Annotated in this window: 17 protein-coding genes; 7 read left to right on the forward strand and 10 right to left on the reverse strand. The window is 38.0% G+C overall.

What is annotated here, in order from left to right:
* Positions 1-5: 5 nt before the first annotated feature.
* A complete protein-coding gene (locus JOE23_RS01015) occupies positions 6-953 on the reverse strand; it encodes a substrate-binding domain-containing protein (protein WP_204435432.1) in 948 nt (315 codons plus the stop codon).
* A gap of 87 nt (positions 954-1,040) precedes the next feature.
* On the opposite strand from JOE23_RS01015, the gene JOE23_RS01020 reads away from it, so the two are divergent.
* On the forward strand, positions 1,041-1,256 hold the full coding sequence (locus JOE23_RS01020) for a nuclease-related domain-containing protein (RefSeq protein ID WP_204435433.1): 216 nt from the start codon (positions 1,041-1,043) through the stop codon (positions 1,254-1,256).
* Between the two features lie 376 nt (positions 1,257-1,632).
* Here JOE23_RS01020 and JOE23_RS01025 read toward each other — a convergent pair whose 3' ends face one another.
* The 6 genes from JOE23_RS01025 to JOE23_RS01050 all read right to left on the reverse strand — a co-directional run bounded on the left by JOE23_RS01025 (position 1,633) and on the right by JOE23_RS01050 (position 7,827).
* A complete protein-coding gene (locus JOE23_RS01025) occupies positions 1,633-2,568 on the reverse strand; it encodes an ABC transporter substrate-binding protein (protein ID WP_204435434.1) in 936 nt (311 codons plus the stop codon).
* Between the two features lie 20 nt (positions 2,569-2,588).
* Positions 2,589-3,593 (reverse strand): ABC transporter substrate-binding protein, encoded by a 1,005-nt coding sequence (locus JOE23_RS01030; protein WP_204435435.1) that lies wholly within the window; start codon positions 3,591-3,593, stop codon positions 2,589-2,591.
* Positions 3,594-3,670: 77 nt separating this feature from the next.
* Complete coding sequence (locus JOE23_RS01035) at positions 3,671-4,726, reverse strand: NAD(P)/FAD-dependent oxidoreductase (protein ID WP_204435436.1); 1,056 nt, start codon at positions 4,724-4,726, stop codon at positions 3,671-3,673.
* Between the two features lie 193 nt (positions 4,727-4,919).
* A complete protein-coding gene (locus JOE23_RS01040) occupies positions 4,920-5,894 on the reverse strand; it encodes a FecCD family ABC transporter permease (RefSeq protein ID WP_338021881.1) in 975 nt (324 codons plus the stop codon).
* Positions 5,895-5,953: 59 nt separating this feature from the next.
* Positions 5,954-7,000 carry a FecCD family ABC transporter permease gene (locus JOE23_RS01045; RefSeq protein WP_204435438.1) on the reverse strand — a complete coding sequence of 349 codons (1,047 nt, stop codon included), beginning with the start codon at positions 6,998-7,000 and terminating at the stop codon, positions 5,954-5,956.
* Positions 7,001-7,044: 44 nt separating this feature from the next.
* Positions 7,045-7,827 carry an ABC transporter ATP-binding protein gene (locus tag JOE23_RS01050; RefSeq protein WP_204435439.1) on the reverse strand — a complete coding sequence of 261 codons (783 nt, stop codon included), beginning with the start codon at positions 7,825-7,827 and terminating at the stop codon, positions 7,045-7,047.
* A gap of 591 nt (positions 7,828-8,418) precedes the next feature.
* Between JOE23_RS01050 and JOE23_RS01055 the strand changes: the two genes are divergently transcribed.
* Positions 8,419-10,113 (forward strand): FAD-dependent oxidoreductase, encoded by a 1,695-nt coding sequence (locus JOE23_RS01055; protein WP_204435440.1) that lies wholly within the window; start codon positions 8,419-8,421, stop codon positions 10,111-10,113.
* 43 nt (positions 10,114-10,156) lie between these two features.
* Here the strand turns inward: JOE23_RS01055 and JOE23_RS01060 are convergent, their stop codons facing one another.
* Both JOE23_RS01060 and JOE23_RS01065 read right to left on the reverse strand, forming a co-directional pair.
* The gene (locus JOE23_RS01060) at positions 10,157-12,205 is read right to left on the reverse strand and encodes a CocE/NonD family hydrolase (RefSeq protein ID WP_204435441.1); all 2,049 of its coding nucleotides are present in this window, start codon (positions 12,203-12,205) and stop codon (positions 10,157-10,159) included.
* Between the two features lie 12 nt (positions 12,206-12,217).
* On the reverse strand, positions 12,218-12,916 hold the full coding sequence (locus tag JOE23_RS01065) for a TetR/AcrR family transcriptional regulator (RefSeq protein ID WP_204435442.1): 699 nt from the start codon (positions 12,914-12,916) through the stop codon (positions 12,218-12,220).
* Between the two features lie 191 nt (positions 12,917-13,107).
* On the opposite strand from JOE23_RS01065, the gene JOE23_RS01070 reads away from it, so the two are divergent.
* The 5 genes from JOE23_RS01070 to JOE23_RS01090 all read left to right on the forward strand — a co-directional run bounded on the left by JOE23_RS01070 (position 13,108) and on the right by JOE23_RS01090 (position 19,184).
* Positions 13,108-13,374, forward strand: a complete 267-nt coding sequence (locus JOE23_RS01070; protein ID WP_204435443.1) for an AbrB/MazE/SpoVT family DNA-binding domain-containing protein — start codon at positions 13,108-13,110, stop codon at positions 13,372-13,374.
* A 143-nt stretch (positions 13,375-13,517) separates the two neighbouring features.
* Positions 13,518-14,900, forward strand: a complete 1,383-nt coding sequence (locus JOE23_RS01075) for a zinc-binding metallopeptidase family protein (protein WP_204435444.1) — start codon at positions 13,518-13,520, stop codon at positions 14,898-14,900.
* Between the two features lie 653 nt (positions 14,901-15,553).
* Positions 15,554-17,653: a YhgE/Pip domain-containing protein gene (locus JOE23_RS01080; protein WP_204435445.1), complete on the forward strand. Its 2,100-nt coding sequence runs from the start codon at positions 15,554-15,556 to the stop codon at positions 17,651-17,653.
* A gap of 18 nt (positions 17,654-17,671) precedes the next feature.
* Positions 17,672-18,550, forward strand: coding sequence for an ATP-binding cassette domain-containing protein (locus JOE23_RS01085; RefSeq protein WP_204435446.1), 879 nt, complete (start codon positions 17,672-17,674; stop codon positions 18,548-18,550).
* Entirely contained in the window at positions 18,537-19,184 is a 648-nt protein-coding gene (locus JOE23_RS01090; protein ID WP_204435447.1) for a hypothetical protein, read from the forward strand. Before JOE23_RS01085 ends, JOE23_RS01090 begins: the two co-directional genes overlap by 14 nt.
* Before the next feature lie 186 nt (positions 19,185-19,370).
* Here the strand turns inward: JOE23_RS01090 and JOE23_RS01095 are convergent, their stop codons facing one another.
* Positions 19,371-20,327, reverse strand: a complete 957-nt coding sequence (locus JOE23_RS01095) for a ribose-phosphate diphosphokinase (protein ID WP_204435448.1) — start codon at positions 20,325-20,327, stop codon at positions 19,371-19,373.
* Positions 20,328-20,812 lie beyond the last annotated feature (485 nt).

Below are 20,812 nucleotides of genomic sequence, written 5' to 3' on the forward strand. Positions count from 1 at the left end.
TTCACCTACTTTAATACCTTTATATCTGTATGATTAATAGCTTGATAGTTTTCACCTTTTAATACCTTTTCTAATACATCCATCGCTAGGTAGCCAATTTGTTTGGGTTCTTGACCAATTAATACATCCACTTGACCCGATTCGAATAACTCGACATTCTCTGGTAATGTATCAAAACCAACCACATAAATATCTTCACGTTCTAAACTATCTAACGCTTTATTAATTCCTAAAACGTCAAGCGCACTTGTTCCGTATAATACGTTAATCTCTGGATAGTCCTTTAGCATGGCATAGGCTTTTTCTCTAGCATTGATCTGTTTAATGTCTGATGCCTCTTCCGCTACGACATGAAATCCGGTTTCTTTTTCAATGGTTTCTTTAAATCCCGTTAAGCGTAAGTGATGATGATGATTAGTAAAACTACCAGTAATAATTCCAATTTCGGCAGACGATTGACTTTCAAGGACAGCCTCAGCTGCCAACTGACCCGCCAAATAATTATCTGTTCCTACATAACTTATGCGGTTGCTCTCTGGTTGATCAGTATCAATCGTAATCACTGGGATATCTCGTTCAATTGCTTGATCAATATAAGGAATAAACTGTTCATTTAAAGCTTGTACTAATATACCATCTACGCCTATTTCGATCGCTTCGACAAGTAAAGTTAGCTGTTCATCAGGATTAGATTGTCTAGGCCCGCGATAATCTAAATATAGACCATGTTCATCGGCATAAGCTCTAGCTCCGTCATGGACAAAGTTCCAATAGTCATGGTCATAAACCTCACCGATCATCACAATATGTGGACGATTATTTAATTGTTCTGTCTCTTGTTGATCGGAAATCGCTGTATTTAACGCATTAATCTTTATATATAGATAAAGACTATAACTAAGGACAGAGACGGTCGTAAATATTAAGATAAATCGCCAAGCTTTTTTGTTCATATATCCACCTTCCTTTTTCTACTAATCTATCATAACATAATGGATAGTCTTCACTAAGATAACTAAAATATCTTGGGTCTACGTCTATTGGGAAATATTTATTATTTTCAAGTTGACCATCTCATTGCTATCCCAACTGTAATCTTCAGTATTGAAGTTAAACATCGAAAAGGTCATATCTCTAAAAATTATTATAATCCATTTATTCAACACTATGATAGTTATCGAGAAATCCCCATTGTGGATCCGTTTCAGAAGACAAACATCCATAAAAAAACACCAACAGTTCTCTATCTTCCTTGAGGAAATAGCAGTTATTGGTGTTGGCTTTATTGGTTTAGAGTTTGTAGGAAAATTTGTTTATCACAGATAACCGTCCGTAAACCATTCCCCTCAAAATAGAGCGGAGAGCAAATCGATTGAGGTGGGTGATAACGGACGCTAATGTCCGGATTTACTCAACGAACCATCAGTGGGTGGGTAAGATTGTAGACTAAAACTGCCAGATCTTTAAGAAGGATTACAGACTAAGACCGCCACGTCCTGTGGCAACATCTGTATGACCTACGTCCTGTAGGCCCACGTCTGCATGACCTACGTCCTGTAGCCCTCCGCTCACTGATTATAGTACCCCAAAAAAGTCTAACTTTTTGGGGGTACTATAGATTGAAGGTTCGTTTTATTTTGTCAGCAAATCAACGGCCAACTCCAATGATTTTTCAGAGGCGAGTGGAGAATAGATAAACCAAGGATCTTGTTGAATCACATAAAGATTTTCTGATTGAACAGCGTCAAGATTTTGCCATAAAGCGCTCCGCTCGATATCATGAAACATACCGCCTTCTTCAGTTGTTTCAGGTCCATAGTTAAGCATGATAATATGATCTCCAGCAAGTTCTGGCAGTTTTTCCATGGAGATTTCTTCAGTATTAAATTCGACAAATTCAGGATCAGCCTCCATTTTTTCCTGTACATAGGGTGGTGGAGTTAAATCCAGAGACCGGTAAAAGATGTGCCCGATATTTCGACCGCCATAAACACGTAAAATGTCTTTGTAGGTCATAAAAATGCTGACTGTTTCATCTTGATCAATGACGCCTTCTAGCTTGTGTTGCGCTTCTTGCGCTTTTTGCTTATAAGCGGCAATCCAATTCTCAGCTTCTTCTTCTCTATTTAACACTTTACCTACTTCAATTAATTGACCATAAACATCGACCGCACTAAAGTCAATAACAACCGTCGGGGCAATCTTGCTAAGTTGCTGAACATCGTCTGGATTTGAAGTAATAATTAAATCTGGATTCAATTCCAATACTTTTTCCACATTAACAGGGTGACCAATATCTATCACACCTTCCTGCTGTTCTTCTAAATAATCATTATCTAGTACGTGTGTAGAGGCGCCAATAGGCTTTTGCCCTAGAGCAATCATAGCATCTAAATATTGAGTCGTTACCACTCGCTCTGGTTGCTGAGGAATTTCAACTTCTACTCCAGTTGAGTCTGTGTATATCCTTGTTTCTGATGCTCCATCTGTTTGATTATTCTGATCGCATCCACTTAAAACAAAAAGAAGGAGAATGAATGGTATTAAAAATTTTTTTAGTTGTTTCATGATTCCGTCTCCTTTTCTAGTTACTGATTGGTGAGCGCATGAAGGACATCGTCTATTTTTCTCGAATCTGCGATCGGACCATTTAGCATCCAATGGCGTGATGATACGGTATAGACATGGCCTGATTTAACAGCAGGAATACTTTGCCAAAGCGTATCTTCTGTTAATTCCTCAAGCATCGCCCAAGCCTGTTCATTATCTTCCTCGTTTCCTAATGACATACCTGCGGTTACAAATAAATAATCTGCCTCTAAATAAGGTAGCTTCTCTAAGGACATCACGATTCCCCATGCATCATCATCTTCTTGTTTTTGTAATTCTTGGATTAAGGGACCTGCTTCTAGGCCTAGATGGTTGTCATATAGCACACGAGTATAAGCGAATCCTGGAAATAGTACCTGTACGTTTTTTTGAGAAGGTCGAATAAAGGCTACGGTCTTGTTCTCGCCGACTTGATCAATAATTTGTTCTTTTGCTTCTGCAAGCTTTGTATTAAAGTTTTCGATTATTTGGTACGCTTTGTCTTCTTTTTCAAAGATTTCAGCAATTTTTTGTATCGATGTTTCCCAATCTTCACGATCGAAAGCAAGGGTAGGTGCTATGTCGGTTAATCTTTCATAAACATCATCCGTACCTGCATGACTTGCATCGACTAAGATCAAATCGGGTTCCTGTGCAAGTATGGCTTCAAAACTATAACTCATTCCGGTCGTTTCGATGATTTCAGCATCGTAGTCTATTAACTCATCATGTAGATATTGTCCCTTTGTCGAAGCTGTGGCTAGTATAGGTGCTTCAAGCGATAACATCATATCTTCAAGACCTAAAACGACGACGCGTTCAGGGTTTTTCGGTACTTCTATTTCCCCTAATTCATGCGTTACTAACTGTGTTTCTGCATCTGTACCATTATTTGATTTTAAATCGGAAGATGCTTCGGTTGAGTCATCCTTGCTACAACCGAATAATGTTAAAACGATGAATAACATACTAAACCAAAAGTATAAAGCATTGCTTTTTTTCATTGTTAGTTACACTCCTTCATATGGTGGAATTCCTGTTGTTTTTCCAAAATTGATCATGTCAAATGGCTTTAAGTACATCACTCTTTTGTGTAGAGATGTTTAATCAATTCACGGTTTTTTTCTTGAAATAAATCATTATGAGACGAGACCCGTCCTCTATTATTTGCATCTGGATCAATGTAAAGTTTAGCCATGTTTACGGCATTACCTGCTTCCTGAAAAGCACCAGCAATTAACTTGAATTTGCCTTCATGGTCGACAATATCACCCGCAGCAAACAGACCTGGAACAGAGGTTTCGCACATTGGGGAAGCAGCTATACGATATTCTTCTGTTACCTTCACGTCCACACCACTTTGGGTTAGAAGTGCTGTGTCGCGCTCATAGCCATGATTAATGATGACTTCATCAACCTCAATATTGAAGATAGACGCATCTTCCTTATTGATCAACTCAACAGAGGTAATTTGATCATGAGCATGATCTGCAATCAATTTATTAATCGATGTTTTTAACAACAGTTCAACCGAGCTGTTTTGTAATTTTTTCACTTCTGCTTCGTGCCCTTTCAACGCTTCGTTTCGATACGTAAGATAGACCTTTTTCGCAATAGGCTCTAGTTCATTTGCCCAATCGATGGCTACATTACCACCACCTGAAATAAGCACCGTTTTTCCATGAAACTTAGACAAGGATGTCACGGTATAATGCAAATTGCTAACTTCAAAACGATTTGCTCCTTCCAGTTCTAACCGTGATGGGGTAATAATACCGCCCCCAACGGCTAAGATCACTGTTTTAGAAATATGCTGTTCACCACTTGCTGTTTCAATAAGAAAGAGATCTTGATCATCTTTTTCAATCGCTGTTACTTTTTCACCTAAAACAATTTCCGGATCAAAGGTTTTCGCTTGCTGAACCATCTGTTCAATAAGCTGTTCACCCGTAATCGGCGTCATACCACCTATATCCCAAATTAGCTTTTCTGGATACACATGAACTTTCCCACCTAGAAATGTGTGATACTCAATAATTTTAGTCTTCATTTCTCTCAATCCACTATAAAAAGCTGAATATAGTCCAGCTGGACCACCACCAATGATCGTTACATCATATATTTGTTCTGAATTCATACGATCTACTCCTTTATAAATAGTAATAAAAAGTTATCATAGATAACCGTCTGTAAATTCTGTAAAACGTCCGTTGAAAAATAGAGTGCAGAGAAGTTATTCAGGCGGGAGATAACACCCGCTCAAGCCATAATGCACTTAGCTACCAATCAGTGAGAGAAGAACGGAAACCCTACTGATTGAAACGTTCGTTTTACGCTTTTGATTTTGCTAGTAAATATAAGAAATAAGGCGCACCAATTACCGCTACAACGATTCCTGCTGGGATTTCAGATGGCTGAATAAACCAGCGACCAATTGTGTCTGCAATTAGCAGTAACAATGCCCCTAGTGCTGCAGAAGCCGGAATAACGAATTGATGTTTTCCGCCGACTAACTGACGGGCTAAATGTGGAGCGATCAGTCCGATAAAGCCAATGCCACCGCTTACCGATACACTTGATCCTGCCAATGCCACTGCAGCAGCAAGTAAGAACAATCGCTCTTTTTCAATATTAACGCCTAGTCCTGTTGCTGTGACTTCACCAAGGTTGAGGATATTTAATACACGAGCTTTTACAAAAATATAAGGAATCAAGATTAATAACCATGGAAGCAATGAAAGGACAAACATCCAGTTCGATCCCCAGATACTTCCGGCTAACCACACCGCAACAAATTGATAATTCTCTGGAGTCAAGCGTAAGGTTAATATGATCATGGCAGCACTAATCCCAGCTGCGATAGCCACACCCGTCAACATTAATCTTGTGGGTGATATGCCTTCCCCACGCTTATAAGAGAGCACGTAAATAAGAGTAGCTGTTACGCCAGCCCCTATGAAGGCTAAAAGTGGAAGAAACATAACAGGAACATCGGATGTTGAAGGGAAAAAAGAAATAAACAGAACAACTGCCAATCCTGCTCCGGAGTTAATCCCTAATATCCCTGGGTCTGCTAATGGGTTACCTGAAACACCCTGCAGGACACAACCAGCTAAGGCAAGTCCCATTCCTACCAAAATTGAAATCACGATTCTTGGTAGACGGAATTCAAACAAAGTCAAGTTTTGTTGCTCTGTTCCCATTCCAATCAGTGTTTCAAGCAACTGTAAAGGGGAAAGTCTAATATACCCTGTATTCATACTAATGATAAATGAGACAAAGATGAAAAAAAGGATGATCAATATTGTATAAACCTTACGCTTATGTCTATTTTTTTGGTACGTGGAAATATACGGTTTATTGATCACAAGGGTTGCCCTCCTTTTCTAGTCAAATAAAGAAAGAACGGAACCCCAATGACAGCGATTAAAGCCCCAATGGGTGTTTCCTGAGGTGGGTTAACCATTCTGGCTGCTAGATCGGCTAGTACGACTAATACCCCTCCTAAAACCGCAGAACATGGTATGATCCAGCGGTAATCATAACCGACAAGAAAACGGGTGATATGTGGGATAACCAGACCGACAAAACCTACTGCACCGATAACGGATACAGCTGAACCTGCCAAAATTAAAATAATAAGGGTCCCAAAAAGTTTAATCATTCCTGTTTTTTGACCAAGTCCCACCGCTATTTCTTCACCTAGGCTAAGAAGTGTAATTGATTTGGATAGAACGATTGCTCCTAGAATAGCTAGTATGACCCATGGTGACATAATTTTTATATTTTCCCATTTAGCACCTGAAACGCCACCTGCATTCCAAAATGCTAAATCTTGATTGATGCGATAATAGATGGCAATGCCTTCACTTAATGCGACAAGCAAAGCAGTTACAGCCGCACCGGCTAACACAAGCCGCATAGGTGTTAATCCCCCTTTAGCTAGGGATCCTACACCAAAAACAAGCCCCGCGCCAAGAGCTGCACCGACAAATGCAAAGAGTATGATATACAGATAAGACAGTCCAGGGAAGAAAGCAAAACAAATAGCTAGCATAAAAGCTGCTCCAGCATTCAAACCTAGTAGTCCTGGATCGGCCAAAGGATTTCGTGTCATACCTTGCATAATTGATCCGGAAACAGCAAGGCTTGCACCTACGAGTGCTGCGCCAATAACTCGCGGAAGACGAGTTTCTTGAATGATTTGATGGGGTACAAGTGTAGAATCATATTGGAACACAGCTGACCAGACGGTCCTCACATCAATTTCTGCTGCTCCCATAGAAACAGATATTCCAATTGCCAGTAATAATCCAATGATTCCACCAATAAGAATGATGGTGGCTATGACGGGACGAGACGCTAGTCCCTTTTTCTTTACTTCTAATGATTGTTCTACGTATTCTGACATTTATTTCACCCTGATTTTTTATTCTTTAACGTGTGTTCAGCTGATTAATTCAATGTATAAGATAGATATATAGGATTATTACTAAATGGACAGGTTGACATTGTTGCTTCAATGTCAAAAATGGCTTTCAAATTAGATCGGGTCATCACTTGCTTAGGTGTCCCTTCTTCGATAATTGCTCCATTTCTCATAGCAATCAGGTTATGAGAGACTCTCGATGCATGATTTAGATCGTGGAGTACCATGACAATTGTCCTTTTTTGTTCTTTATTCAATTTCTGAAGCAACAATAAAATGTCCAGTTGATGTGCTAAATCTAAGTAGGTTGTCGGCTCATCCAGTATAAGAATCTCTGTATCTTGAGCGAGTGCCATAGCAATCCAAACCCGTTGCCGTTGTCCACCTGATAAAGCTTCAACAGATCTATCTTTTAACGCATTTAATCCCGTTGCTTCAATCGCCCAATTAATATGTTTCAGATCGTCTACTTTTAATGTACCCAAGCCCGTCTGATAAGGAAATCTACCATAAGAAATCAGTTCGTATACGGTGAGACCAGTAGGAACTTGAGACGATTGAGGTAAAATAGCCATTTTTTTCGCCACTTCTTTGGTTGAGAGCAGTTGAATGGCTTTACCATCTAAATACACTGCTCCTTTCTGTGTCTTTAATATCCGTGCGATTGCTTTTAATAAAGTCGATTTTCCACAACCATTTGCCCCGACGATTGTTGTCATTTTTTTCTCGGGTATTTCAACACTTAAGTCGTCAAGAATGATAAGGTTTGAGTAGCCTACCTTAACTTGATCAATAGCAAGAGTTGGCATAATAAGCACCTCCCTTTAGTGATAATAATGATAATCATTATCAATTATACATAAATTTATTGAAAATTCAACATTATTTACTAATTAATCGATCAACATTAGATTGACATCCTATTATTTACTAGGAATTACCCCCACCTAAATGGGAGCTAAAGATTATAGTTCTGAGGAATCGAGACGGTTTCAGTAAAGTTATATCGGTGCGATCTGCGATGTTAAAAATCCATCAGATAAATTAAGAAAGAATGAATAGAAGGTATTTTATATCAAAGCGCGTTAAAAGCTTTTATCACCAGATAACCATCCGTAAAAACGCCCGTCAAAGAGATAAATCTATTTAGGTGGGTGATAACGGACGCTAATGTCTTGTGTCAGTTTCACTACCAATCATTGGGTGGGTAAGATCGTAGACTAAAACCGTCACGTCTGCATGAGCTACATTCTGTAGCTCTCCGACCACTGATAGAAGGTTCGTTTTATTAACTAGCATAATAGACTTGCTTTTATATACCCCTAATGGTATTATAGTTGTTGTGAAGTTATGCACGAATATTAGTCGAGAGCTAAGGTGAAATTAAGGAGGCGTATTTTATGAGTAAACGCATATTAATAGTAGGTGGTGTTGCGGGTGGCGCTTCGGTCGCTGCACGTGTTCGCCGTCTTGATGAGCATGCAGAAATTGTTATGTTTGAACGGGGACCACATGTTTCATTTTCAAATTGCGCTTTGCCCTACCATCTGAGTGGGGAGATTGAAACGAGCGATAAGCTTGTTTTAATGAGCCCAGAAAAATTTGCGAAGCAGTACCGTATCGATGCAAAGACGAATACAGAAGTGATTGAAGTTTACCCTAATCAAAAAACGATTGAAGTTAAAAATCTACTTACCCATGAAGTAAAAAAAGAAAAATATGACTTTTTGGTCTTGTCTCCTGGTGCGAGTCCAATTGTTCCTAAATTAAAAGGTGTTGAATCTGATCATGTTTTTACGGTGCGTAATGTCGTTGATATTGAGAAGTTGAATCAATATCTTCAAGGTGAATCGATTGAGGAAGTCGCTGTTATTGGCGGTGGCTTTATTGGTTTAGAAGTTGCTGAAAACCTCGTTTATGCAGGAAAAAAAGTGACGCTTATTGAAGCACAAGACCAAGTGATGGCTCCATTTGATCATGATATGGTTCAGATCTTACACAAAGAAATTGTTGATCATGATATGACGCTTGTTTTAAATGATGGTATTGAAGCCGTTGAATCCGATCACGTTGTGCTCCAGTCTGGGAAAAAGATAACAGCACATGCTGTCGTGATGGCGATTGGCGTTCGTCCAGAAATTGGTTTAGCAAAACAGGCAGGACTGGAACTTGGTGCAACGGGGGGGATTCAAGTCAATCACAACTATCAAACTTCTAATCCCTACATCTATGCGGTTGGCGATGCGATTGAGGTTCATCATAAAATCACCGGTCAAAAAACACGGTTACCTTTAGCGGGTCCAGCACAGCGGCAAGCGCGAGCAGCTGCTGGTCATATGTATGGTATTCCACATCAACATACAGGTGTGATTGGATCATCTGCTATTAAAGTTTTTGATCTTCATGCAGCCACTACCGGGATTAACGAACGACTAGCCAAAGCAATGGGGTTTAATTACGATTTTGTTTATGTTATCCCTACAGATAGGGTGGGGATCATGCCTGAAAGTAACCCACTTCACTTTAAACTCATTTTTGAAGTGCCGACGGGGCGGATTTTGGGGGCACAGGCAATTGGAAAAGGGAATGTTGATAAACGGATTGATGTGATTGCAACGATGATTATGATGAATGGAACGTTGGAAGATTTGAAAGAACTTGAGCTCTGCTATTCTCCTGTTTTTGGCACAGCAAAAGATGTTGTTAACTTTGCTGCTTTGGTTGGCTTAAATGTTCTAAATCATGTCGTTAAGCAAGTTAAAGTAACCGAAGTGCGCAAACTCGTAGAAACGGATGCTTTTATTATTGATGCGCGCGAGCCTAATGAATTTGAACGTGGACATTTGAAAAATGCGATTAATATTCCACTAAGTCAGTTCCGTCAACGCCTTGATGATATTCCAAAAGATCAACCGGTTTATATCCATTGTCGATCAGCGCAACGAAGCTATAATATGGTTGCTGCGCTACAACAACTTGGTTATGATCACGTTTATAACATCTCAGGTTCATTTTTGGGTATTTCTTTATATGAGTACTTTAATGATTGCAGTCAATCAAGAGAACCGATTGTTACAGCTTATAATTTTAAATAAGTAAAACCAGTGCACAGGTTGTCTATGTGCACTGGTTTTATTGTTAATTAAAGTCTCGAGCGATAGTCGTTTTCCATGTTTTTGTGGTGACCTCTTGTTTATGTTCATATGCAGTAATCGTGTTGACAAGGTAAAAATGGTCCAAATCGGCAGTCATTTCACTATACGTGACGAGTTTCGTTTGCCAGTTGCCTCTGCCCACTGTTAATTCCCACTCACATTGCGCCTTAGCCGTTAGTGGATCGTTCTCACGAATAGTATACGTATTTTTGTTAATACTGCCATACTCAAGTCCATTTGTTGGTAAACGACGGCTACCCTCGTCAGAATAGTCAATGACTTTCCATGTCGAATCAATAGGCTGATGAATAATATCATAGGTGCGTTCTTCCGTCCTTAATATTTCACGCTCCATGATTGCTGCCGTTTCGGGTGCATCAAAAGTAGCGACTTGGTTATCCGCTTCGTGTTCCTTCCTAACAGGCATATCAATGTATGTGCCCTCACCCGTATATAAAGTTAGGTTGACCGGTTTAGGTGATGGCCATGCCTTTGTCCAGTAAGTGGGTGCGATTGCCACTTCTAAACAGTGTCCCACAGGAATTTGTTGTCCTAAAGCATTTAATTTAACTGCCATGTCATATTGCTTACCAGGCTCTAATGCTACAGGGTGCTCATGTGATTGGTAATGATTTAAGTTCAGCATCCCCCAACTTATTAAAGTGGACTCACCGCTTGGTGCTTTGTCCATCAATCGAACGACGATCATTGCATTTTCTTGATCGACACTTATTCGACCATGAAAAATGGGTTCACCAAGATAGTCAGTTGTTTCAGTTAATGGTTTAGATGTAAATGTGATGGCCTTCCCATTTTCCAAGCGTTGATCAGCAGGTAAGTCTCCAGGTTGACCAAATGGACAAAAAGTGCCGGCATAAAATCCATGTTCTTGTACGCTTGGTACCAAAATCGCTGTTTCTCTTGGTTGTTCACTCACTAACTGTTGTTCAATAAGGTAGCTTTTTTGTAAATCAACAGCGGGCGATGGCCATTGTACTTCTCCGATCCATCGTCCAGGTCGCTCATCGTAACTTACTTCTGGCTTCTCACTATTTTGAACCCATGCGGTAAGCTTTGGTTCGTCCATAATTCCGGTATCGATATCTTTTAACCAATAATCCCACCAGCGTAAGGCCTCTTGTAAGAAACCAATTGCAGGTTCTGGTGTGGCAACCTCAGGATACTCGTGAGCCCAAGGTCCGATTAAACCTTTCGCTTGAGGTAAATGCTCTAACATACGAAAAATGGGATCGGTATAGGCATCTTGCCAGCCCCCAACGGCAAAGACGGGAATATTAACATCTGTGTAGTCTTCACAAATAGAGCCATGTTTCCAGTAATCGTCACGACGTTGATGACGAAGCCACTCCTCAACAAATGGTGGGGTGTTTTCAATTCTATCTATCCAATTGTCTCGCCAACGATCACCGACCACTTCAGGATCTTGTGGTCGAGCGTTGTATGCAAACATCGTTGATGCCCACCAAAGCATATCAGAAGCTAAAATGTTGCCACCGCGATAATGGACATCATCACGATAGCGGTCATCAGTCGAGCACAAGGTGATGATTGTTTTCAGTGCAGGGTGTTGGCGCGCAGCAACTTGCAGGCTGTTGAACCCACCCCATGACTTACCAAACATCCCGACTTTCCCTGTTGACCATGGTTGCTTAACAATCCAATCGAGGATGTCAAGGGCATCATCTTGCTCTTGCTTCAAGTACTCATCAAGTAATAGGTCATCTGAATCACCAGCACCCCTAATGTCGACACGTATGCTTGCATAACCGTGACCGGCGAAGTATGGATGACGGGCGGAGTCTCGTATGGCTGTAAAATCATTTTTTCGATAAGGTAAATACTCAAGCAGTGCAGGGACTGGCTTGTCTTCTGCATCTGTTGGAAGCCAAATCGTTGCCGCTAATTTTTTACCATCTGACATTGGAATGAAAATATGTTCGCGCTTTTCAACATCACGCGGAAAGTTAACCTTTTTTCGTCTTTTATCTGATTCTTGAATGTTAAAAACCATCTTGCTGTCCCCCTAATGTGTTGTTGTATATTGCACTAGTGCTCTTTTGTCTGGTTTAATATATTGAATGATGACATCTTGAACAGCTTCAAGTGTATATTGAATAGCCTCTCGTTCTGTCCAACCCCTTCTTTGGTTCATATAAGTTGTCATCGCACCCGTCCAAATCATAAATGTTATGTCAGCTAGGTGTTCAATATGCTTATCGTCAATAAAGCCTTCTTCAATGGCAGGTTCAATAAATTTAGAGCTTCTACGCGCAAAGCTTTCGTCCATCAATAACTCTTTTATTTCTTGAGGAATAGCTATCAAGTCATCTGGAAAAACGTCATAATATTTATCTAAAAGTGATTGTGCTGAACTCCCTACATTTTCAATAAAAATAACCGCATAAATGTAAGGTTGTTTAAAACTATGTTTACAAAAACACTCCCAAGAATAAAGCCATTTTTCGATCGTGTTATTTCCTTTCGCTAAAAAAGTAGGTAAATCAGCACTATACGATTTCGTAAATCGCAAAGCTGCAAAAAATTTTAGTTGAGATAAGTCCGTAAAGTAGTTATATGCAGTAGAACTTGTATAACCCGCTAATTCAGCTACTTTTCGTATTGTAAGCTTTTCCATCCCTTCTTCGGTTATTAAATCGGTGGCTGCTTCAATGAAATATTGCCACATTCTTGTGCGTTGCAATGTTTTCCGGTCTTTTTTCAACTTTCAGCCCTCCTTTATAATGAACATGTTAATTTTATGAACGTGTTCATTGCATCTTACTATAGTCTAACAAAACTTGAATATATGTCAAAAAGACAAATATATTATGAATGATAGTAATTGCAAAAGTTGTAAATTATGGTATGCTGTATATAACTTAAAATTATAGATAGTAGGGAGTTATGCATATCATGAAAAGTACAGGTATTGTTCGAAAAACCGATCATTTAGGACGGATTGTTCTACCAAAAGAATTACGTCGCTCACTTGATATTGCAACCAAAGACCCACTAGAGATATTTATTGATGGTGAACGTATAGTGTTAAAGAAGTTTAAACCTGTCAAAGAGTGTATGGTAACAGGTGAAATTAGTGATGATAACTATGTTTTATGTGGCGGTAAAGTGATTTTAAGCGAAGAAGGGATGCGTAGTCTTCTTCAAGAATTAGATAAATAATAGGGTTAACATTAACTTGAAAATGAGAGGTGATCTTACTGGATCAACCTTTCTTTTTTACTTATAAGCATGTTAAGCATGTTTATAAATTAATTATTTTTACTATTACGCATTCAATTTTTCAAAGTAGGTGTGCACTTACCATGTCAAATCAACTAGAAGCTTATTTTAAAATGAAAAAGAACAAAATATGGGAAAATCAATTATTCATGAATGATCTAGGTCCGAGATTAACGGGAAATGCAGCACATAAACAGTATATACAATTTATTAAGAAAGAATTAGAAAAAATGGGACTTCAGTATTTTACCGATAGCTATAAGATGAATCGTTGGGAAGCGAAGGCATTCAAACTTTCAATCCGTTATGGATCAGAAACGAAAGATGTTCCATTATCCTATTATTATCCTTATTCTGGGTCGACAGATGGGGTAGAAGGGGAGTTGCTTCTTTGCCGATCAAATAAGGATTTAGAAAAAGCTGCGGGTAAAATAGCTGTTTTCCCAGTAAAGAACGTCAAGATACCGTCCATGTATCTTTTTAAAAAATGGAGAGGGTTTGGGGATAAACAATCGAAACTACCTTTCCTTATCCAACACCCAGTGATAAATGCTGCTATTAAAGGACCAGACTTGAGCGTTGCTGAGAAATTTGGTGTGAAAGCAGTTATTTGTGTGTTTGAGAATCAATCCGCTGATCTTTCTTTTGGTCAATATTTGCCGTTTACAGAACCTCAGCATCAGTGTCCAACGGTGTGGGTGAGTCATACAGAAGGGGCAATTCTAAAAAAGCAAGCAAAAGAAAAAACATCTGCTTGTTTAACGCTTACAGCTGAAGAAGAAAAGACAGAATCAGAAACTGTATATGCGATACTTCCAGGACAAGATGAAGGGAAAGAAGCGGTTATTATCAACACCCATACGGATGGTCCAAACGCTATTGAAGAAAATGGAGCCATTGCTTTACTTCATCTTGCTGATTTTTTTAGTAAAATGTCTATATCTCAGCGAAAAAGAACTTTAGTGTTTGTATTTGTAACGGGACACTTTCAACTTCCGCAGTTTGGGATTGGTGAGCAACAGGCAACTTCGCGATGGTTGAACGCCCATCGTGAGTGGTGGGATGGTAAAGGAGACCATTTTAAAGCTATTGCTGGAATTACCATTGAACACTTGGGATGTATAGAGTGGTCTGACCAAAATCGTTCAGGTTTATATCAAGCGACAGATAACATAGAGCGTGAAATTGTTTATGCTTCAAATGATAAGCTGAATGAACTATACTGGGAGGCCACTGAAGATCGAACAAGGTTGCGTTCATCGACATTTAAAGCTGAGAGTCGCTTTTATTTTGGAGAGGGTGAACCATTATATCAAGCAGGAATTCCTTCGCTTTCTTTTGTACCTGCGCCTCTTTATTTATGTGCAGCAGGAGAGAATGGTGAGATTGATAAAATTGATGCCGATTTGTTTGTAGAACAGACGATTACGTTTGCAAAAGTTATCGAGCGGTTAATTCAAAACTGAGTTGTGACAACTATGATTAAGTATTAAATGCTAGCTAGGTAGATTTAACAATTGGTTAAAGATGGATTTCTAATAATCGAAAGCGTTTCTAAATCCCTACTATTAAAAAACGAGTATCTATAGTAAGGAGAGTGAAAGCTTAACATTAATATTTGACTACATACAACCCACTTAAATAAAGCTACTTAAATTAAAAGGAAAGCTGAGCTCATGTCACAGCTTTCCTTTGTTATCTAGAAAATTATCATAGATGACCGTCCGTAATCCCCCCTCAAAATAGAGGGTAGAGCAAATCCCATTTAGATGGGTGATAAAGGACGCTCATGTCCTGATTCACCCAATGAACCTGCGATCAGTGGAGAAAAACAAAATGCCGACTGATTGCAAAGGTGTAAATTTCCGATGGTGTTATTCTCCCTTAGGATAGCAGATTAAAAATAAGAAATCTGTATACCTTTGAGGGGTTTTTACGTTCAAAAATAATATTCGAGATCGTTTAATTATAGGTAGTGATGGTATGATGATAAGCTTGCACTAAATTCAGTTACTTACTCCAGTCTTTAATAACGTAACCGTATCCGTTCACTCCATTTTTTTAGTTAAAATTAATGCTATAATGGAAATAGATTAACAGTATAAGGAGTATTAATACAATGATATGGGATTCTTTTAAAATCATTTGGAAAATATTTTATCGTAATAAATTTTTTTTATTAGTGTTCGTCCTAGCATTTTTATATGTAGAAACGTTGTTTTATCATTATCTCTTTTTGGATTATGATCCAGGAGAAACATTAGCCAGATCAAGCTTTGTTGTTCAGGGTGGGATTATTGTTTCAATGATGTTAGGAGTTCAAATTATTAGAGTAGAAGAAAAAGTAAAGCTTGATGAGTTATTGAGCTCAATTCAATGGGGTACACTACACAAGATGCTCGGTAAAGCTTTGTTTTTTTTATCTCTTATTTTAGTTTTCTCGCTAATTTCTATCTTTTCGTTGTTTTTAATGCTCTATATTAGTGGTTTATCGATTTCTTCTTTTTACTTGAGTGCAGCGCTTTATATTTTACTGTATTGGTCGTTAAGTTTTCTTATTGGAGGAATAATTGGGTCATTATTTGCATTTTGGATTAAAGGTAAATTACTTTACGTTTTCATAATTTTAGTTTGGTTGCTCATTAGTCCACTTAATACGCCCTTCATGATTCAATTAGGCTTTTTGTTTAATATAGAGCACACATTAGAATTATCCAACCTGTTTAATTTAGGACAGGCCAACCCTTACGAACCTTATCATGCTCTATATGGTTATTCTCTTGAAGTTGCACAGTGGCTAAAGAAAGGGCTGTGGATAACTTTTCTATTTGCTCTTATTTTTTTATCTATTGGATTTAAAACACGTCGAATACATAATTTTATTATTGCTTTAGTAATCTTCCTAGTTAGTATGCCTTTCAGTTATGCCCTTAATCAGGAGGATCAGGTTCTGGTATTTGATAGAGAAGCAGATGCGGTTTTTGAGTATGACTATAATTATTATGAAGACTATCATGACCTTTTTCCGGAGAAAGACCGTGATGATATTATCATACAAGCATACGATATAGTGTTAAGCACGAACAGAAAGATTACTGCTTCAGTTGATGTTACTTTGCAGAATATTGGTGAAACCGCAATGGATATGTTGACATTTTCGTTGTATCACAATTTAAAAGTAAACGAGGTCTCGAATGGAGATAATCCATTAAATTATGAACAAAAAGGAGATCTGATTTCAGTAAATCTGCCGTCAGTCATAAGACCGCAGGAAGTTCTAACTTTATCTTTTGACTATGTAGGGGTTAGTTCACCTTCTTTCTTTGCAAATGAGCAAGCTGTAAATTTGCCTTTTTATTTTCCGTGGCTTCCAACTACAAAGAAGAGTCCGGCGATGAAAATTTATGATAGCGATATATTTTGGCTTCCGTTGCATCCAAATGCTGAAATAGAGTATTCTCTCTCTTATACCGGACCTGAACCACTATATACGAATTTAAATAAAATGCCTAATGGCACTTGGGAAGGTAAAACAAAAAACGGTATTACCTTAATTGCAGGAAGTGTGGGAAAGGAAACAATAGACGACGTAGAAATTATATACCCTTTAACTTCGGAAATTATGCTTGGTGAATTTGATCAATTTAACAGTGTAATTAGCAACTCTATTACTGAAATAACTAGAATTTTAGATATAAAGGAAACATTTAACATAAAACAAATAATCTTTAGGCCAACCTTTTCAAATTTAAATATTCCTGAGCAATTTGTTTGGGCTAGTGAAGATCAATTAATTATTTCATCAAATATTTATTTTCAAAATAATGAGCGTGCTTTGGAAGAGAGCAATCCTTACTTAACTTATGGACTTGTACCAGCTGTAACTTGGAAATATGAAGGAGTTATTTTTGAAGATCTTACGTATGCTCAACTGTTTGATGCATCTTTTTCATATTGGTATAACCAAAACAAAGATATAGAAACAAACTATTCATTTTTTGACTTTTTTGTTGACGATCTAAAAAGACAGGTTGACTTTAATCAACAAAATTCTGAAAAAGAAGATACAGAATTAATTTTAAAAGCTAAAATTGCAGAAAAACTTTATAGAGGAGTAACAAGTGGCAAAATTGATGAACTATTTTTTAGAGAATGGTATAGCGAATTGAGATCCGGAAATGCCGATTGGGAGTCTTTGAAACAAAGAATAGAATTATAGCTAAGGGGATGCATATAAATGGATAGTATTGTTGTAAACAGTTTAACCAAGCGCTTTAAGGGAAAAACTGTACTTGATAATATTTCTTTAAATATTAAAGGAACATATGGTTTATTAGGCCCCAATGGAGCTGGAAAAACGACGCTTATGAGGACCATTGCTACGTTGTTACCAATTTCAAAGGGAAAGATTACTTATGGCCAAGTAAGCTGGGATCAGTCCGCGGAGGTGCGTAAGCGAATTGGCTATTTACCACAACATTTCTCCATGTATCAAAATGTTAAGCTGATGGAATGCTTGCATCATTTAGCTGTTTTAAAGGGAGTAAGCGATAAAGCTTATAGAACCGAACAACTTGAACAAATTGTGCACCAGGTTAACCTATGTGATCATAAGAATAAAAAAATAAAGCATTTATCCGGTGGAATGCTACGAAGAGTGGGCATTGCACAGGCTTTAATAGGATCTCCAGAGATTTTAATTATTGATGAACCTACAGCAGGCCTTGATGTTGAAGAGCGTGTCCGTTTTAGAAGTTTATTAAGGTCGATTGGTAGTAATCGCATTATAATTATCTCCACACACATTGTTGAAGATTTAGAGTTAGCATGTGATAACATTGGTGTTTTAAAAAATGGTAGGGTTCTTGCTGAGGGGAGAATAGAAGATATTTCTAAATTTGCTAAAGGTCATACATGGGAAGTTCAAATACCTATTGAAGAGATAGAAGTACTTAGTAATAAGTTCACAATTATCTCAAGTCAGCAAATTAAAAATAAGTATACAGTAAGATTATTATCTGATAAACAACCGCTGAGTAGTGCTATTCTAGTTGAGCCAAGACTTGAAGATGGCTACCTATCTCTAATAAGGAATGATGAAAGTGAAGCGCGCTAATATTGACTTGAATTTTGAGATAAAGTCGATGGGTGTATCTTTTTACGTCCCCATTATATTGACATTATTTATAACCATTTATTTGTTTTCAATTAGTCAGCCAGAAATAAGCCTTGTTATTGCATTGAAATTAATAGAATTTCTTTTTGTACCATTTTCAAGCTGGTGGGTCATCTATTTATTTTATGATTATTTTGAGGAAGATGGAGGCGAGATTTTATTTAGTTACCCTGTATCGGTAATCAATCTGGGAATAGCTAGAGTAATGATCTTTGTTTTATTCTACAATATATTATTATTAATGGTTGTGGCGGCAATTGCTTTGAACAGTCAGCAAGAAGTTTTTATAAACCTGATTCTCCAATTAGCACCACAAGTTATATTTTTTTCAGGGTTAGCTTTTTCTCTAATGACATTTTTCAAAGACATAGGAATATCCATTTCTTTTATTGCTGTTTATGTTGTTACAGAACTTTTAAGTGCCGGTCAAGTTATGCCGTGGTACCATGTTTTCTTTTTTAATGAGATTATTCTTGACTTAGGTACTATGATTCCTAAAAGTTTACTTAATACGATAATAGGGATACTATTATTTTGGTTTGGTCATTACTTTTTAACCTTTAAACAAAAGTAGAAAAACTTTAAAACCACATCTCAGATTCTTTTAGGTCAATCAATTAAGTCTGCGAACAGTGTAATAGACCCTAAAAATAGTCCAAAGAAAAAAGGTTCCGACTCTCTTTTTATGATGAGGGGGAACCTTTTCTTATTATTTTGGCTAGTTATGTCTCAGTCTTTTCAAATAAACGGCTACTACTAATTAGTAGTTAAATAATGGGCTGACAGGCTCTTCGTTATGGACGCGTTTAATCGCATCACTAAACAGTGGGGCTGTACTGAGTTGCGTGATTTTGTCTGTCCATTTATCTTCTGGAATGACAACTGTATTTGTGACCACAAGTTCTTTAATGGGTGAACGGTTAATATTTTGGGTTGCAATCCCAGAAAGTACAGGGTGTGTGCAAGTGGCATAAACGTCCTTCGCTCCATTGGCGACTAAAGCTGTCGCTCCCGTTGAAAAACGTCTTCCTGTATCTATAATATCATCGATCAAGATAGCTGTTTTGTTTTCAATGTCACCAACAACAGATAATTCTGAGTACTCGACATCGCGCGGCCCACGTCGGTCTAAAATGGCGATAGGCGCATGAATGCGATCAGCAAATTGACGTGCGCGTTTTACACTGCCATGGTCAGGTGCCACGACAACCACATCTTCAAGTTTTTTGTCTGAAAAATATGAGGCTAAAATAGGTATCCCATTTAAATGATCAACTGGAATGTTGAAAAAGCCTTGTGTTTGAGTTGCATGTAGATCCATCGATATGATACGGCTCGCACCTGCTTTTTCAATAAGGTCAGCAATTAACTTAGCGGTAATGGGTTCGCGAGCTTTCGTCTTTCGATCTTGACGAGCATATCCATAATAAGGTATAACAACATTGATCGTTTTAGCGGAAGCTCTTTTAAAGGCATCAAGCATAATTAGAAGTTCCATAATATGTTGATCTGACGGGTCATTCGTTGATTGAATAATATAGGTGTCATAACCACGGACGCTTTCTTCGATATTAATTTGAATTTCACCATCACTAAATGTTTTAATTGAACATTTACCTAGCTCTCCTCCGATGTGATTAGCAATCTCTTTAGCTAAAATTTTGTTTGAACTAAGGCTGAACACCTTGATTTCATCTTTTAAATCGTTTGTTGACACTTACAATCGCTCCCTTTTACATTTACTATCATAATTAATACATAAAATATAGATTGACTTGGTAACAAGAAGGTGAATTTAGGTAATTTTATTACAGATAACCGGCAGTGAAACACCGACCTGAAAATAGAGAGCAGAGGTCAATCGATTGAGGTAGGTGATAACGGACGCTCATGTCCGGATTTACTCAACTACCAATCAGTGGATGGATAAGATCGTAGACTAAAACCGCCACGTCTTGTGGCAATGTCTGCATGACCTACGTCCTGTAGCCGTCCACCCAATGATTGAAGGCTCGTCTTATTTAGAATAATTAAATCCTCTACTATTGTAAAACAATGTGTTGAATTTTACTAGCTCACTCGCACTTAATTTTGAAAAAAGAAGACTTTATTACAGATAACCGTCAGTAAAACACCGACCTCAAATAGAGAGTAGAGCAAATCGATTGATTGAGGGGGAGTGATAACGGCCGGTAATGTCCT

It is taken from the genome of Amphibacillus cookii (assembly GCF_016908375.1).
In the GTDB taxonomy this organism is placed as follows: domain Bacteria; phylum Bacillota; class Bacilli; order Bacillales; family Amphibacillaceae; genus Amphibacillus_C; species Amphibacillus_C cookii.

Coding starts and splice junctions, on each gene's coding strand:
- JOE23_RS01045 (WP_204435438.1), bottom strand. CDS start 7,000: ATGTCAGAATACGTAGAACAATCATTAGAAGTAAAGAAAAAGGGACTA.
- JOE23_RS01080 (WP_204435445.1), top strand. CDS start 15,554: ATGATATGGGATTCTTTTAAAATCATTTGGAAAATATTTTATCGTAAT.
- JOE23_RS01060 (WP_204435441.1), bottom strand. CDS start 12,205: ATGGTTTTTAACATTCAAGAATCAGATAAAAGACGAAAAAAGGTTAAC.
- JOE23_RS01055 (WP_204435440.1), top strand. CDS start 8,419: ATGAGTAAACGCATATTAATAGTAGGTGGTGTTGCGGGTGGCGCTTCG.
- JOE23_RS01085 (WP_204435446.1), top strand. CDS start 17,672: ATGGATAGTATTGTTGTAAACAGTTTAACCAAGCGCTTTAAGGGAAAA.
- JOE23_RS01015 (WP_204435432.1), bottom strand. CDS start 953: ATGAACAAAAAAGCTTGGCGATTTATCTTAATATTTACGACCGTCTCT.
- JOE23_RS01035 (WP_204435436.1), bottom strand. CDS start 4,726: ATGAATTCAGAACAAATATATGATGTAACGATCATTGGTGGTGGTCCA.
- JOE23_RS01050 (WP_204435439.1), bottom strand. CDS start 7,827: ATGCCAACTCTTGCTATTGATCAAGTTAAGGTAGGCTACTCAAACCTT.
- JOE23_RS01075 (WP_204435444.1), top strand. CDS start 13,518: ATGTCAAATCAACTAGAAGCTTATTTTAAAATGAAAAAGAACAAAATA.
- JOE23_RS01030 (WP_204435435.1), bottom strand. CDS start 3,593: ATGAAAAAAAGCAATGCTTTATACTTTTGGTTTAGTATGTTATTCATC.
- JOE23_RS01025 (WP_204435434.1), bottom strand. CDS start 2,568: ATGAAACAACTAAAAAAATTTTTAATACCATTCATTCTCCTTCTTTTT.
- JOE23_RS01070 (WP_204435443.1), top strand. CDS start 13,108: ATGAAAAGTACAGGTATTGTTCGAAAAACCGATCATTTAGGACGGATT.